We start from the raw sequence: 13,568 nt of genomic DNA, 5'->3' as shown, positions 1-13,568 counted from the left end.
ACTTCAGATCGGTGGTCCGGTTATTCAGCCAAACACTGACCTGCCGCAGTCTCTCTGTAATATTTAGCAACGATCATGACCGACACTCCTTCCCTCGCTCAGGATTGTCCGCTCATGGCTACTCCCTCCCTGACCGCCGCCCGCCCCACGTCCGCCCACGGCGGCCGGCCGGCACTTGATAAAAAACCCGGCCCTTTCACTTACGTGGTGTTCTTCGCGGTGCTCGCGATGGGGATGTTGTTCACCGCTTACAGCCTGATGCACGACATGCATGAGCTGGGCACCACCGTCACCACCTGGACCCCGTTCCTGCTGCTCGGCGTGGCGCTGCTGATTGCGCTGGGCTTCGAGTTCGTCAACGGTTTCCACGACACCGCCAACGCGGTCGCAACAGTGATCTACACCCATTCGCTGCCGCCGAATGTGGCGGTGGTCTGGTCGGGTTTCTTCAACTTCCTCGGGGTGCTGCTGTCCAGCGGCGCGGTGGCGTTCGGCATCATCGCCCTGCTGCCGGTTGAGCTGATTCTGCAGGTCGGTTCGTCCGCCGGTTTCGCGATGATCTTCGCCCTGCTGATCGCGGCGATCCTGTGGAACCTCGGCACCTGGTGGCTGGGCCTTCCGGCCTCCTCTTCCCACACCTTGATCGGCTCGATCATCGGTGTCGGCGTGGCCAATGCCTTGATGCACGGGCGCGACGGCACCAGCGGCGTGGACTGGGCGCAGGCGACCAAGATCGGTTACGCCTTGCTGCTGTCGCCGCTGGTGGGCTTCGGCTGCGCGGCGCTGTTGCTGCTGGCCATGCGCGCCTTCATCAAGAATCGCGCGCTGTACAAGGCGCCGGAAGGCAACAATCCGCCACCGTGGTGGATTCGCGGTTTGCTGATCGCCACCTGCACCGGCGTGTCTTTCGCCCACGGCTCCAACGACGGGCAGAAAGGCATGGGCCTGATCATGCTGATTCTGGTCGGCACCTTGCCGATGGCTTACGCGTTGAACCGCACCATGCCGGCCGATCAGGCGTTGCAGTTCGCCGCTGTCGCCGAAGTCACCCAGCAAGCGCTGATGAAAAATACCCCGCTGCCAGCCCCGGTCGATCCGCGCCCGGTGCTGTCGGATTACGTGCGCAGCAAGCAAGCCACGCCGCAACTGATCCCTGCCCTCGCCGCCCTTACCGGACACATTGGCGCGGAGGTGAAAGGCTATGGCTCGCTGTCGAAAGTCCCGGCCGAAGCCATGGGCAACGTACGTAACGACATGTACCTGGCCAGCGAAAGCATTCGCTTGATGGACAAGAACAAGGTCGGCAATTTCGACGCCGACACCACTGACAAACTGCAACTGTTCAAACAGCAGATCGACAACGCCACGCGCTTTATTCCGTTGTGGGTGAAGATCGCCGTGGCCATCGCTCTGGGCCTCGGCACCATGGTCGGCTGGAAGCGGATTGTGGTGACGGTCGGCGAGAAGATCGGCAAGACCCACCTGACCTACGCCCAGGGCGCCTCGGCGGAAACCGTGGCGATGCTGACCATCGGTGCAGCGGACATGTTCGGGTTGCCGGTATCGACCACCCATGTGCTGTCATCGGGTGTGGCGGGGACCATGGTCGCCAATGGCGGTGGTTTGCAGATGAAGACCATCCGCAATCTGCTGATGGCGTGGGTGCTGACCTTGCCGGCGGCGATTCTGCTGTCGGGCAGCCTGTACTGGTTGTTCACCCAAATCTTCTGATCACCAAAAATCCTCTGTAGGAGCTGCGGCACGCTGCGATCTTTTGATCTTGTTTTTTACAAGCAAAAGATCGCAGCGTGCCGCAGCTCCTACAGGGGGTAGTGATATCGGTCAGAGCGTCGAACGGATGACATCGCCCAACCACTCCATGAACACCCGCACCCGCAGCGGCAAATGCCGTTGCCGCGCATACAACAACGAAACTGCCATCGCCGGTGCGTTGTATTGCGGCAGCACCGTCACCAGTTCACCGGTTTGCAGATACGAGCGCAGGCCAGTATTGGGCACCTGCACAATCCCGAAGCCGCCCAGACACGCCGACTCGTAAGCATCGGTGCTGTTGACCGTGACACTGCCGGCCATTGGCACGCGCCGTATCTGCCCCGCCTCCTCATAGACAAACCCTTCCGAACGCGAACCGAGCACGCCGACGTAATGCACCAGCCGATGCTGCACCAGATCTTCCAGGGTCTGTGGCACGCCATGGCGTTCAAGGTAAGCAGGGCTGGCGCAGTTGATCATCGGCAAGTCGCACAGATGCCGCGCCACCACTGATTGATCCGGTTGCGCGCCGACCCGCAGCACGCAATCGAAACCTTCGCTGAGCAGATCGACGCGGCGGTCGGTGCTGCTGATTTCCAGCTCAAGATTGGGATGGCGATCCATGAATTGCGGCAGCCGTGGCATCACCACGCGCCGGGCGAGAATGTTCGGCATGTCGACGCGAATTCGCCCGGTCAGCGAGGCTTCGTCCTGACGGAACAAGCCTTCGATCTCATCCATGTGCGAGAGCAGATCCTTGCTGCGCTCATACAAAACCAGGCCGTCCTGCGTCGCCTGCACCTTGCGTGTGGTGCGTTGCAACAGACGCGTGCCGAGCAGGGCTTCCAGTGCTTGCACATGCTCGGACACCGTCGAACGTGGCAAGCCGAGGTTTTCTCCGGCGAGGGTGAAACTTGATAACTCGCTGACCCGGACGAAGGTGCGCAGCAGTTCCAGTTTGTTCATGGGGCACCAGCCTATTGTTCGGTTTAACCGATCAGTGATTCCGATTTCACACTGTTTATCACCTGCCGGCGGATAAATAAACTTTGATCCATCACCAGTCACCGCAATCGAGGAAGTCCCATGAACCGCAAAATCGCACTCATCACCGGCGCCAGTCGTGGCCTGGGCAAAAACGCCGCACTGCACCTTGTCGCTCAGGGCATCGACATCATCGGCACCTACAACAGCCGCGCCGATGAAGCTCAGGCGCTGGTAAGCGAAATCGAAGCGCTAGGCGGCAAAGCCGTGATGCTGCAACTGGACGTCAGTCGCAGCGAAGGCTTTGCCGACTTCGCCGCGCAGATCGAGCAGGCGCTCAAGCACTTTGATCGTCAGCGCTTCGATTTTCTGGTCAACAACGCCGGGGTCGGTTTGCACGTCAGTTTTGCCGAAACAACCGTCGAGCAATTCGACATGCTGATGAACGTGCATTTCAAAGGGCCGTTCTTCCTGACTCAGCAACTGCTGCCACTGATTAACGATGGCGGGCGGATCATCAACATCTCCAGCGGCCTCGCGCGTTTCACCATCCCGGGCGCCAGTGCTTATGCGGCGATGAAAGGGGCGATTGAAGTGCTGACTCGCTATCAGGCCAAAGAGTTGGGCTCGCGACAGATCACCGTAAACACGCTGGCGCCGGGTGCGATTGAAACCGACTTTGGCGGCGGCACTGTGCGCGACAACGCGGCGGTGAATGCGATGGTCGCCAGCAATACGGCCCTGGGGCGCGCCGGCCAGCCGGATGATATTGGTGGGGCGTTGGCGTTGCTGCTGTCGGAGGGTGGGCAGTGGATCAATGGGCAGCGGGTTGAAGCATCCGGCGGCATGTTCCTCTAACGGGCAACATACATGCCTGTAGGAGCTGCCGAAGGCTGCGATCTTTTGATCTTGTTTTTAACAAATCAAAGTCAAAAGATCGCAGCCTGCGGCAGCTCCTACAGTGGGATTGGGTTAGCCCTGACAGGCGCTGCGCTGCACAAACCGCTCGCGCACCACGTCATACCCCCAGTGATACACATAGGTGTACGGCAGGAAAAACAGCAGCACACCGATATCCAGCAAGAACGCCTGCCACAGGCTGACCGACAGCCACCAGGCAATCAGCGGTACGCCCATCACGATCAACCCGCCTTCGAACAGCAGCGCGTGGATCACCCGTGTCCTGCCGTTGTGCTCGACGTTCAGGCGCTTGAGCATGCGGTCGAAGAAGCCGTTGAACAGCACGTTCCACGCCAGCGCCAGCAGAGCGATCAGCACGGTCACCGCGCCCATGTCCAACAGCGGTTTGTTCATGATCCACGCCAGCAACGGGGTGCAGATCAGGATCGCCAGACACTCGAAACCGATGGCCTGGAAGATACGTTCAGTGATGGATTTGTTGGCAGTCATGGCCTGACTCCTTGAGTGAAGATGGTTGCCATGATCCTTCCTCAAACCGATACTTCATAACCAATAACCATCGATCAAGGCGATAGTTCATGGCTTCGCAGGAAGTGCTGTTGGCGTTTGTTCAAGCAGCCACTCAGGGTTCGTTTTCGGCAGCGGCGCGCAAACTCGGGCGCAGTCAGTCGACCATCAGCGCGGCGGTGGCCAGCCTGGAGATTGATCTGGATCTGATCCTGTTTGATCGCAGCAGCCGCAAACCGACCCTGACCCCGGCTGGCCACGTGATGCTGCAACGGGCCGAGGCGATTCTGGCGGCCAACAGTCGCCTGGAAATGACTGCACGACAGTTGTCCCAAGGCGTCGAACCGAAGCTGACGGTGGCGATTTCCGACACTTATCAGTCGTACCGTTTTGAAGCGGCGTTGGTCGGGTTTGAGCAGCGTTATCCGGATCTGGAACTGGAATGTCTGATTGCCGAATGCGATGACTTGATCGAATTGGTCCAGCGTGGTCGCGCGCACTTGGCCTTCGCTGAGATGCAAGAGAACTATCCGCCGGATCTGGTGACGTCAACAGTGGCCGAGCGCACGGAAATCGCCTTGTTCGTCAATCGCGACCATGCGCTGGCCAGGCTCGATCACATCGATCAACACATCCTGGAACAGCACCGTGAATTGCGTCTGGCAACCATCGTCAATCCGTATGACAGTCGTGGCAAAGGTCGCGTGTGGTCGGCGCCGAGTTATCTGATGTTGTTGGAGATGGCCGAAAAGGGTTTTGGCTGGGCGCCGCTGCCGCGTTGGCTGGCGCAGCGTTATGGCAATGATTCGCTGGTGGAGCTGAACGTGCGCGGCTGGCCGAAACCGGTGTTTGTCGATGCCTTGTGGTCGCGGCTGTATCCGCCGGGGCCGGCGGGGAGTTGGTTGTTGAGCAAGATGCTGGAATAGCGACGCCCCCATTCGCGAGCAGGCTCGCTCCCACAGAGAAATGCATTCCAAAGGTGGGAGCGAGCCTGCTCGCGAAGAGGTCGGCAGTGCCCGCGAAGAGTTCAGCTCAATCCAGTTCGCTCAGCCGCCCCTCGATAAACCGCCGCTCCGGCTCTTGCCGGGTCAGCTCCAACGCCCGCAAATACGCCGCTCTCGCCTCTTCCACCCTGCCCAACTGCCGACAAAACTCCGCCCGCGCCGAATGCGCCAAGTGGTAATCCTGCAACTCCCCTCGCGCCGAAATCCCTTCAATCAGATTCAACCCTGCCAACGCGCCATCACGCTTGGCCACCGCGACCGCTCGATTCAACTCAATCACCGGCGAAGGCATCGCGCGCAACAGCACGTCATACAAGCCGACGATCTGCTCCCAATCCGTCTCCGTCGCCGACGGTGCCTCGGCATGCACTGCGGCAATCGCCGCTTGCAAACAATACGGCCCAAATCGCCGGGTAATCAGCGCACGCTCAACCAGCGCACAGCCTTCGGCGATCAACTCGCTATCCCACAATGAGCGATCCTGATCATCCAGCAGCACCAGTTCACCCCTCGGCGAAGTGCGCGCCGAGCGTCGCGATTCGTGCAACAGCATCATCGCCAACAGCCCCATCACCTCCGGCTCTGGCAGCAACTCCATCAACAGTCGCCCCAACCTGATCGCCTCACGGGTCAGATCTTCACGCGTCAATTCAACCCCGCCCGACGCCGAATAGCCTTCGTTGAACACCAGATAAATCACCCGCAACACGCTGTCGAGGCGTTCGGGCAGTTCGCTCAGGCTCGGCACTTGGTACGGGATTTTCGCGTCACGGATCTTGGCTTTCGCCCGCACGATGCGCTGGGCAATCGCTGCCGGCGCCGAGAGAAACGCACGGGCGATTTCCTCGGTGGTCAGGTCGCAGACTTCACGCAGGGTCAGCGGCACTTGCGCATCCGCCGCCAGCGCCGGGTGACAGCAGGTGAAGATCAGCCGCAGGCGGTCGTCTTCCACATCTTCGCCACTCCAGTCGGCTTGTTCCAACTCTTCAAGCTGCGCCAGCAACAGCGGCTGCGAGGCCTTGAAGCGGGCGCGGCGGCGCAATACATCGATGGCCTTGAAGCGCCCGGTGGACACCAGCCAGGTGCGCGGATTGTCCGGCACGCCGTCGCGCTGCCAGCGCTCGACCGCGACGAAGAACGCCTCGTGCAAGGCTTCTTCGGCGAGGTCGAAATCGCCGAGCAGGCGAATCAGCGTCGCCAGAATCCGCCGCGAGTCTTCGCGATAGACCTGCTCGACCCGCGCCCGGACTTCAGACATTCAACTGCCGCACCGGACGCACTTCAACGCTGCCGACCCGGGCCGCCGGAATATTGCCGGCGACCTGAATCGCTTCGTTGAGATCCTTGGCATCGATCAGGTAGAAACCGGCCAGTTGCTCCTTGGTTTCAGCAAACGGGCCATCGGTGATCGACAGCTTGCCGTTGCGCATACGCACGGTGGTCGCAGTCTGCACCGACTCCAGGGCTTCGGCCGCGAGCATCCGCCCGCTGCCCTGGATCGACTCGGCGTAGGCCCAGCACTCGGCGTCTTCCGGGCTGTCGGGCGACGAATGCAGCAAGCGCTCATCGCTGTAGACCAGGCATAAATACTTCATGGCGTTCTCCTGAATCGAACGGATCAACTATGGCTGAAGATCAGGGCTGCACATCGAACAGCGTGCTGCCGCTCATCGGATCGAACGGCGCCGACCAGTGCTCGTGGACAATCTTCCACGTCCCGCCCACCCGCCGATAGCACGCGGTGGCGCGCATCCAGCAGCTCTGGGTTTCGCCCTTGTCGTTGGTGCCGCCGCAGTTGGCGACCCAATGGGCGAAAGCGAGGTTGTCGGCGGTTTCGATGGCGATCTCGTGGAATTCGAAAACGTGCGGGCCGGGGCACATCTCCATGCAGGCTTGCCAGTGCGCGCGGTAAGCGGGTTTGCCCTTGAATTGCAGGGCCTTGATCGCGTCGAAGGAAAGAATGTCATCGGCATACAACGCCATGACTTTGTCGACGTCCTTGGTCATCACCGCTTCGCGGTAAGTGTTGATCAGGGACTGGATTTCAGTCTGTGCGCTCATGGTGTTCTCCGTGGTTTTTGTGGTGAAGACCCCCTTAGTCGTTCGGCCATCGGGCAGATCGACAGTCGAAACAAAAAATTTCCACCGAACACAAAATCGCTAGAATCCGAGGCTCATCTTTGTAGGAAAAAGGAAATTCCCGTGTCAGCCCAACTCGTGCCGTACGACAGCCTGAACGCCTTGCAGCGTCAGCAGGTCGAGGCGATTGAAATCCATCCCGAGCAGATCAAGTTCTCCGGCGACATCCATGGCGCGCTGCATACGCTGCTGTCCAAACCAGGTCCCGGCGTCAAAGGCTTTGCCCTGCTGGCCGATCAGGTGCCGGTGGCGTTCCTGTTGCTCAAGCGCCCGCCCGTTTTACCGGACTGGGCCGATGAACACAGCGCCACCCTGCATGCCCTGCAGGTCGATCACCGCGCACAGGGCAAGGGTTACGGCAAGGCCTGCCTGCAAGCGTTGCCCGACGTCGCTCGTCAGGCGTGGCCGGAGATCAAGGGCCTGGAGCTGTCGGTGGATGCGGATAACGACGCGGCGATCGCGCTGTACGCCAGATACGGTTTCGTCGACAGCGGCGAGGCGTACAAGGGCCGGATCGGTTACGAGCGGCGCATGGGGCTGTTTTTCTAAGTCATCGAGGGATGCACGATGATCGATTCAATCGAGGCACTGGAAGCTATTTACGGCCTGCCCCACGAGCGCGCGGTGCGCAAGCAGATCAGTTTTCTCAACGAGGATTATCAGGCGATGGTGCGCCTGTCGCCGCTGGTGATCGTCAGCTCGGTGGGCGCCGACGGTCTGGACAATTCACCGCGTGGCGACACGCCGGGGTTCGTGCGGATCATCGATCAGAACACCTTGGCCCTGCCGGATCGCCCAGGCAACAACCGCATCGATACCCTGCGCAATGTGCTGCACGATCCACGGGTGTCGCTGCTGTTCATCATTCCGGGCATTGGTGAGACATTGCGGGTCAATGGCACCGCCACCATCAGCGCTGAACCGGGGCTGCTGGAGAGCTTTGCGGTGAACGGAAAACCGGCGAAAACCGTGTTGCTGGTGACGGTGGAGGCGGCGTTTTTCCACTGTTCGAAAGCCTTTGTACGCTCTGACGCCTGGAACCCGGAAACCCACCTGCCGCGCTCGGCCCTGCCCTCTGCAGGCGCTTTCCACAAACGCCTGAATGACGGCCGGTTCGACGCCGAGACCTACGATCGCGAAGCACCCAAGCGAGTGCGCGACACCCTCTACTGACCCACCACCGACCCCTTTGCAGGAGCTGCCGCAGGCTGCGATCTTTTGATCTTGCTGTTGAGAAGATCAAGATCAAAAGATCGCAGCCTGCGGCAGCTCCTACAGGTTTTGATTGGTGATGACTTAGAGAGTCAGGGTCATCTCGTGCCACGCCATCCCGCCATGGTCTGACTCCGACGGTTTGATGTAGGCAAAGCCAAACCCGGCATACAGCGCAATGTGCTTCTCCTTGCACATCAGATGAATCGTCGCCTTGTCCATCCCGCGCATGCGCTCGATGAACTCGGCCATCAAGCGCTTGGCCAGGCCCTGGCCCTGATAGTCCGGGTGCACCACCACTGACATGATCACCACGTTCGGCCCCGCGGGATCGTGACCGATCAGCTCCTTGAACGCTTCGTCGGACATCTGCACATCAAACGCCGCACCCGAGTTGATGAACCCGGCGACCACACCGTCCACCTCGGCAACGATGAAACCCTCGGGCCAGGTGGCAATGCGCGTGGCGATCTTCTCGCGAGTGGCGGCTTCATCGCCTTCGTAGGCAACAGTTTCGATGGCGTAGCAGCGATCCAGGTCGGCGGCAGTGACGTTGCGGATGACGGTGTTCATGGCAGCTCGAAAATCAGCGGAAAAAAGTCTGCAAAGCATAAAGGAATAAGGTGCTCATATCGATCTGCGCGGGGGGCGTAAAGCCTGCGTATAAGCGCTTTTCTTCGTGCGGGTGACGGGCTATTTCTGCGGTGTGTCTCTGATCACCCTTGGGGGAAACCGCTTATGAGCAGCGTTGAAATCGGCCTGTTGATGGTGTTGGGCATCAGTACGTTCGGCTTTATCACCCTGGGTATCGACCTGTTGCGGGCGCGACGGGTGGGCAAGGGTAAACGCAGTTGAACAGCATGAGGCGGATCAGTGATCCGCCTCATCGTCATGGGCTCAGGCTTTGCTGTCGACCGGAACGCAGATTTCCAGTTTGCCGGTATGCAGTCGCGGATTGAAATCGGCGCTGTAGCGTTCCAGTTCCGGGGCATTCAGTTCCACGTAATGGGAGGTCGGCAGCCAGGTCTTGTAGATGTATTGCAGGGTTTGTGGCAACTGATCGAGCGGGCCCTTGTGCTCGAACACCGCGTACTGCCGGGGCAACACTTCAACCCACTGGTAGACCTTCTGGTCGAGGTCATCGAGCTTGCTGATTTCCACCCCGGCGATGTAATCGAAGCCCCCCTTGCCGTCGAAGTTGCTGCAGACGCCGTAGGTCACTTCGTTCTTTTGTCCCTGAATCTTGCCCAGATGCGGCAAGAATTTTTCCCACAGTGCGGGAATGTCCTTGGCAGTGTCCTGGGTAAATCGACCACGAAATCCTGCAATCAGCAGAAAGTGTCCATGTTCGAAGCGAGGTTCCGCCACTTCGACGCGTTTTTGCTCATCCATGACTCGACTCCTGGAACAAAAGTAGGGGTTCGGCTGCTGAGTATAGAAGCCAAACCCGATTCGCAATGTCACAAGGCGTGCAACTGGTCGGCGGCCCCCGAGCCAACGAACTCGTTATAACCGGATACGATCACGTAGACCGCGAAATAGCAGAAGATCGCTGCAGATGCCATGTACGAGTAGCGCAAAAGCTTGTCGCCGAGCAACTTGCCGCCGTGGCTCGCGGCAAAGCACAGACCGGCCGACCACAGCAGCCCGGCGCAGAGGAAACCACCGAGAAACAGCGCCGAACTCACCGGGCCACCGCCGCCGGAGCGGGCGATCAGAGTGCCGCCAACTGCGGCGAACCAGAGGATCGCGCTCGGCGAGGACATGGCGAGAAAGATCCCGCGCAAAAACTCCTTGCGATGCGAGTTCTGCCCCACCTCCGCTGTCGCCGCCAGTTGCGCTTCGTGATGAATCGCCGAATAGATCATCTTCGCCGCAAAGTAGATCAGCAGCGCCGACCCGCCAATCCACAGCACCCAGCGCACGCTTTCGTACTGCAGCAACACGGTCATCCCGGCCAGCGCCAACACTGCGTAGATCAAGTCGCCGACGCAGGTGCCGAGGCCCAGCGCGAAGCCCTGAAAGTATCCGCGCTGCATCGCCAGGGTGATCATTGCGATGTTGGCTACGCCGATGTCCAGGCACAGCGAGAGGCTCAGCAAGAAGCCGCTGGTGAATTCCATTAAGCATTTCCTTGGAAAAAATTATTGTCGTGCACGCTGGACAGTCCGCCATCGCTGCCCTTATCTTCCGCCACAGGTCACCGCAGTGACCAGCGTCGCTCGGACGGTTCCGGGCGCTTACGTTATCCGAGGCAACAATGGCTGAACAAGGTTCGCCGCGCCGCTTTGCGCGCATTGATCGACTCCCCCCTTACGTTTTCAACATCACCGCCGAGCTGAAGATGGCCGCGCGGCGTCGTGGTGAAGACATCATCGACCTGAGCATGGGCAACCCCGACGGGGCCACGCCGCCGCACATTGTCGAAAAACTGGTGCAGGTTGCACAGCGCGAAGACACCCACGGTTACTCCACGTCCAAGGGCATTCCGCGCCTGCGTCGGGCGATTTCCAACTGGTACAAGGAACGCTACGCGGTCGATATCGATCCGGAAAGTGAAGCCATCGTCACCATCGGTTCCAAGGAAGGCCTGGCGCACTTGATGCTGGCGACCCTGGATCAGGGCGACACGGTGCTGGTGCCGAACCCGAGTTACCCGATTCACATCTACGGCGCGGTGATTGCCGGCGCCCAGGTGCGCTCGGTGCCGCTGGTGCCCGGCGTGGACTTCTTCGCCGAGCTGGAACGGGCCATCCGTGGTTCGATCCCAAAGCCGAAAATGATGATCCTCGGCTTCCCGTCCAACCCCACCGCGCAGTGCGTCGAGCTGGATTTCTTCGAACGGGTGATCGCCCTCGCCAAACAGTACGACGTACTGGTGATTCACGACCTGGCCTATGCCGACATCGTCTACGACGGCTGGAAGGCCCCGTCGATCATGCAGGTGCCGGGCGCCAAGGACATCGCGGTGGAGTTTTTCACCCTGTCCAAGAGCTACAACATGGCCGGCTGGCGCATCGGTTTCATGGTTGGCAACCCGGAGCTGGTCAACGCTCTGGCGCGGATCAAGAGCTACCACGACTACGGCACCTTCACTCCTCTGCAAGTGGCGGCGATTGCCGCGCTCGAAGGCGATCAGCAATGCGTGCGCGACATCGCCGAGCAGTATCGCCAGCGTCGTAACGTGCTGGTCAAAGGCCTGCATGAGCTGGGCTGGATGGTCGAGAATCCGAAGGCGTCGATGTACGTCTGGGCGAAGATTCCCGAGGCTTACGCGCATCTGGGTTCGCTGGAGTTCGCCAAGAAGCTGCTGGCCGAGGCCAAGGTCTGCGTCTCGCCGGGGGTTGGATTTGGTGAGTATGGTGATGACCATGTGCGCTTTGCGCTGATCGAAAACCAGGACCGGATTCGTCAGGCCGTGCGCGGGATTCGCGGGATGTTCCGGGCGGATGGCCTGGCCCCGAAAACCGCCGGCTAACACCTGCCCCTGTAGGAGCTGCCGCAGGCTGCGATCTTTTGATCTTAAAAAATCAAGATCAAGAGATCGCAGCCTGCGGCAGCTCCTGCAGGGGTTAGCACCTTCGCATCACCCACAAAAAAACCGCATCGCTGCGGTTTTTTTGTGCCTGTGCGATCGCTTAAACGAACAGCGACAGCAGCAGGATAAAGCCCAACGCAACCACCGACAGGATGGTTTCCATCGCGGTCCAGGTCTTGAAGGTTTCAGCCACGGTCATGTTGAAGTACTGCTTCACCAGCCAGAAACCGGCGTCGTTCACATGCGACAGGATCAACGAACCGGCACCGGTGGCCAGCACCAGCAGCTCACGGTTGACGCCCGGGATCATCCCCACCACCGGCACCACGATGCCCGCGCCCGTGATGGTCGCCACGGTGGCCGAACCGGTGGCGATACGAATCACCGCCGCCACCAGCCACGCCAGCAGGATCGGCGAGATCTGCGCGCTGACCGCCATGTGGCCGATCACGTCGCCCACGCCGCTGGTCACCAGCATCTGCTTGAAGCCACCACCGGCACCGATGATCAGGATGATCGCGGCGGTTGGCGCCAGGCTCGCGTCCAGCCACTTGAGCATCTGCTGCGAACCGATACCCTGCTTGTGACCGAAGGTGTACAGCGACAGCAGCAACGCCAGCAGCAGGGCCGAGATCGGGTGACCGATCATGTCCATCCAGGTGCGGAAGAAGTGACCGTCCGGCAGCGCGACGTCAGCGAAGGTTTTCAGCAGCATCAGGAGCACCGGCAACAGCACGGTAATCAGGGTGATGGTGAAACTCGGCAGCTTGGTTGAGTCGTCGCTTTCACGGGCCAGTTGATCAACCAGTTCCTGATTCGGATGACCCGGAATGTGCTTGGCGATGAACGTCCCGAAGATCGGGCCGGCAATGATGGCGGTCGGCAGTGCAACGATCAGACCGTAGAGAATGGTCTTGCCGATGTCAGCGCCGAACACGCCGATGGCCAGCAGCGGGCCCGGGTGCGGTGGCACCAGACCGTGTACCGCGGACAGACCGGCGAGCAGCGGGATACCGATCTTGATGATCGACACGCCGGTGCGCCGGGCCACGATGAACACCAGCGGAATCAGCAGCACGAAGCCGATTTCGAAGAACAGCGGAATACCCACCAGGAACGCGGCGAACATCATCGCCCACTGGACTTTGTCCTTGCCGAAGGCGCGGATCAGGGTCTGCGCGATCTGATCGGCACCACCGGATTCAGCCATCATTTTGCCGAGCATGGTGCCCAGCGCGAGGATGATGCCGACGAAACCGAGCACACCACCGAAGCCGTCCTGGAACGCCTTGATGATGGTGCCGATCGGCATGCCGGACGTCAGGCCGAGGAACGCGGCCGCGATGGTCAGGGAAATGAACGGGTGAATCTTGAATTTGGTGATCAGGATGATAAGTCCGATCACCGTGACCACTGCATCGAGCAGCAGGTAGGCGTCGTGGGACATGCCAAACATGGGGGTGTCTCCTGGCTTGTTGTTGTTATTAAAA

At 60.2% G+C, this 13,568-nt stretch carries 15 protein-coding genes; 6 read left to right on the top strand and 9 right to left on the bottom strand.

Annotated elements, in window-relative coordinates:
- The first annotated feature begins 114 nt into the window (after positions 1-114).
- Positions 115-1,731: an inorganic phosphate transporter gene (locus BW33_RS14075; RefSeq protein ID WP_047599631.1), complete on the top strand. Its 1,617-nt coding sequence runs from the start codon at positions 115-117 to the stop codon at positions 1,729-1,731.
- Between the two features lie 111 nt (positions 1,732-1,842).
- On the opposite strand, the gene BW33_RS14070 is transcribed toward BW33_RS14075, so the two are convergent.
- Positions 1,843-2,739, bottom strand: a complete 897-nt coding sequence (locus BW33_RS14070; protein ID WP_047599629.1) for a LysR family transcriptional regulator — start codon at positions 2,737-2,739, stop codon at positions 1,843-1,845.
- Between the two features lie 120 nt (positions 2,740-2,859).
- Between BW33_RS14070 and BW33_RS14065 the strand changes: the two genes are divergently transcribed.
- A complete protein-coding gene (locus tag BW33_RS14065) occupies positions 2,860-3,615 on the top strand; it encodes an SDR family NAD(P)-dependent oxidoreductase (RefSeq protein ID WP_047599627.1) in 756 nt (251 codons plus the stop codon).
- Positions 3,616-3,729: 114 nt separating this feature from the next.
- Here the strand turns inward: BW33_RS14065 and BW33_RS14060 are convergent, their stop codons facing one another.
- Complete coding sequence (locus BW33_RS14060) at positions 3,730-4,167, bottom strand: multidrug/biocide efflux PACE transporter (protein ID WP_047599625.1); 438 nt, start codon at positions 4,165-4,167, stop codon at positions 3,730-3,732.
- Between the two features lie 89 nt (positions 4,168-4,256).
- Between BW33_RS14060 and BW33_RS14055 the strand changes: the two genes are divergently transcribed.
- Entirely contained in the window at positions 4,257-5,111 is an 855-nt protein-coding gene (locus BW33_RS14055) for a LysR family transcriptional regulator (protein ID WP_047599624.1), read from the top strand.
- A 106-nt stretch (positions 5,112-5,217) separates the two neighbouring features.
- On the opposite strand, the gene BW33_RS14050 is transcribed toward BW33_RS14055, so the two are convergent.
- The 3 genes from BW33_RS14050 to BW33_RS14040 are packed head-to-tail and all read right to left on the bottom strand — an operon-like array spanning position 5,218 to position 7,250.
- Positions 5,218-6,447 carry an RNA polymerase sigma factor gene (locus BW33_RS14050; protein WP_047599623.1) on the bottom strand — a complete coding sequence of 410 codons (1,230 nt, stop codon included), beginning with the start codon at positions 6,445-6,447 and terminating at the stop codon, positions 5,218-5,220.
- A complete protein-coding gene (locus tag BW33_RS14045; protein WP_047599621.1) occupies positions 6,440-6,784 on the bottom strand; it encodes a YciI family protein in 345 nt (114 codons plus the stop codon). Before BW33_RS14045 ends, BW33_RS14050 begins: the two co-directional genes overlap by 8 nt.
- Before the next feature lie 40 nt (positions 6,785-6,824).
- A complete protein-coding gene (locus BW33_RS14040; protein ID WP_047599620.1) occupies positions 6,825-7,250 on the bottom strand; it encodes a YybH family protein in 426 nt (141 codons plus the stop codon).
- A 141-nt stretch (positions 7,251-7,391) separates the two neighbouring features.
- Here BW33_RS14040 and BW33_RS14035 point away from each other — a divergent pair, with 141 nt between their 5' ends.
- Positions 7,392-7,877, top strand: coding sequence for a GNAT family N-acetyltransferase (locus BW33_RS14035; protein ID WP_047599618.1), 486 nt, complete (start codon positions 7,392-7,394; stop codon positions 7,875-7,877).
- 18 nt (positions 7,878-7,895) lie between these two features.
- On the top strand, positions 7,896-8,501 hold the full coding sequence (locus BW33_RS14030) for a pyridoxamine 5'-phosphate oxidase family protein (RefSeq protein WP_047599617.1): 606 nt from the start codon (positions 7,896-7,898) through the stop codon (positions 8,499-8,501).
- A 123-nt stretch (positions 8,502-8,624) separates the two neighbouring features.
- Here the strand turns inward: BW33_RS14030 and BW33_RS14025 are convergent, their stop codons facing one another.
- The 3 genes from BW33_RS14025 to BW33_RS14015 form a co-directional block, all read right to left on the bottom strand.
- A complete protein-coding gene (locus tag BW33_RS14025; RefSeq protein ID WP_047599615.1) occupies positions 8,625-9,113 on the bottom strand; it encodes a GNAT family N-acetyltransferase in 489 nt (162 codons plus the stop codon).
- Positions 9,114-9,437: 324 nt separating this feature from the next.
- The gene (locus BW33_RS14020; protein ID WP_027612592.1) at positions 9,438-9,932 is read right to left on the bottom strand and encodes a GyrI-like domain-containing protein; all 495 of its coding nucleotides are present in this window, start codon (positions 9,930-9,932) and stop codon (positions 9,438-9,440) included.
- 68 nt (positions 9,933-10,000) lie between these two features.
- Positions 10,001-10,663, bottom strand: a complete 663-nt coding sequence (locus BW33_RS14015; protein ID WP_047599614.1) for a LysE family translocator — start codon at positions 10,661-10,663, stop codon at positions 10,001-10,003.
- Positions 10,664-10,800: 137 nt separating this feature from the next.
- Here BW33_RS14015 and alaC point away from each other — a divergent pair, with 137 nt between their 5' ends.
- Positions 10,801-12,018 (top strand): alanine transaminase, encoded by a 1,218-nt coding sequence (gene alaC / locus BW33_RS14010; RefSeq protein WP_047599613.1) that lies wholly within the window; start codon positions 10,801-10,803, stop codon positions 12,016-12,018.
- Positions 12,019-12,178: 160 nt separating this feature from the next.
- On the opposite strand, the gene BW33_RS14005 is transcribed toward alaC, so the two are convergent.
- The gene (locus BW33_RS14005) at positions 12,179-13,534 is read right to left on the bottom strand and encodes a GntP family permease (protein WP_047599611.1); all 1,356 of its coding nucleotides are present in this window, start codon (positions 13,532-13,534) and stop codon (positions 12,179-12,181) included.
- Positions 13,535-13,568 lie beyond the last annotated feature (34 nt).

The organism is Pseudomonas sp. RIT288, assembly GCF_000631985.1.
In the GTDB taxonomy this organism is placed as follows: Bacteria; Pseudomonadota; Gammaproteobacteria; order Pseudomonadales; family Pseudomonadaceae; genus Aquipseudomonas.
This window is presented reverse-complemented; position numbering and strand designations above follow the sequence as displayed.

What these genes read in the sequence shown, in the direction of transcription:
- BW33_RS14075 (WP_047599631.1), top strand. Translation starts at nt 115, where the DNA reads ATGGCTACTCCCTCCCTGACCGCCGCCCGCCCCACGTCCGCCCACGGC.
- BW33_RS14070 (WP_047599629.1), bottom strand. Translation starts at nt 2,739, where the DNA reads ATGAACAAACTGGAACTGCTGCGCACCTTCGTCCGGGTCAGCGAGTTA.
- BW33_RS14065 (WP_047599627.1), top strand. Translation starts at nt 2,860, where the DNA reads ATGAACCGCAAAATCGCACTCATCACCGGCGCCAGTCGTGGCCTGGGC.
- BW33_RS14060 (WP_047599625.1), bottom strand. Translation starts at nt 4,167, where the DNA reads ATGACTGCCAACAAATCCATCACTGAACGTATCTTCCAGGCCATCGGT.
- BW33_RS14055 (WP_047599624.1), top strand. Translation starts at nt 4,257, where the DNA reads ATGGCTTCGCAGGAAGTGCTGTTGGCGTTTGTTCAAGCAGCCACTCAG.
- BW33_RS14050 (WP_047599623.1), bottom strand. Translation starts at nt 6,447, where the DNA reads ATGTCTGAAGTCCGGGCGCGGGTCGAGCAGGTCTATCGCGAAGACTCG.
- BW33_RS14045 (WP_047599621.1), bottom strand. Translation starts at nt 6,784, where the DNA reads ATGAAGTATTTATGCCTGGTCTACAGCGATGAGCGCTTGCTGCATTCG.
- BW33_RS14040 (WP_047599620.1), bottom strand. Translation starts at nt 7,250, where the DNA reads ATGAGCGCACAGACTGAAATCCAGTCCCTGATCAACACTTACCGCGAA.
- BW33_RS14030 (WP_047599617.1), top strand. Translation starts at nt 7,896, where the DNA reads ATGATCGATTCAATCGAGGCACTGGAAGCTATTTACGGCCTGCCCCAC.
- BW33_RS14025 (WP_047599615.1), bottom strand. Translation starts at nt 9,113, where the DNA reads ATGAACACCGTCATCCGCAACGTCACTGCCGCCGACCTGGATCGCTGC.
- BW33_RS14020 (WP_027612592.1), bottom strand. Translation starts at nt 9,932, where the DNA reads ATGGATGAGCAAAAACGCGTCGAAGTGGCGGAACCTCGCTTCGAACAT.
- BW33_RS14015 (WP_047599614.1), bottom strand. Translation starts at nt 10,663, where the DNA reads ATGGAATTCACCAGCGGCTTCTTGCTGAGCCTCTCGCTGTGCCTGGAC.
- alaC (WP_047599613.1), top strand. Translation starts at nt 10,801, where the DNA reads ATGGCTGAACAAGGTTCGCCGCGCCGCTTTGCGCGCATTGATCGACTC.
- BW33_RS14005 (WP_047599611.1), bottom strand. Translation starts at nt 13,534, where the DNA reads ATGTTTGGCATGTCCCACGACGCCTACCTGCTGCTCGATGCAGTGGTC.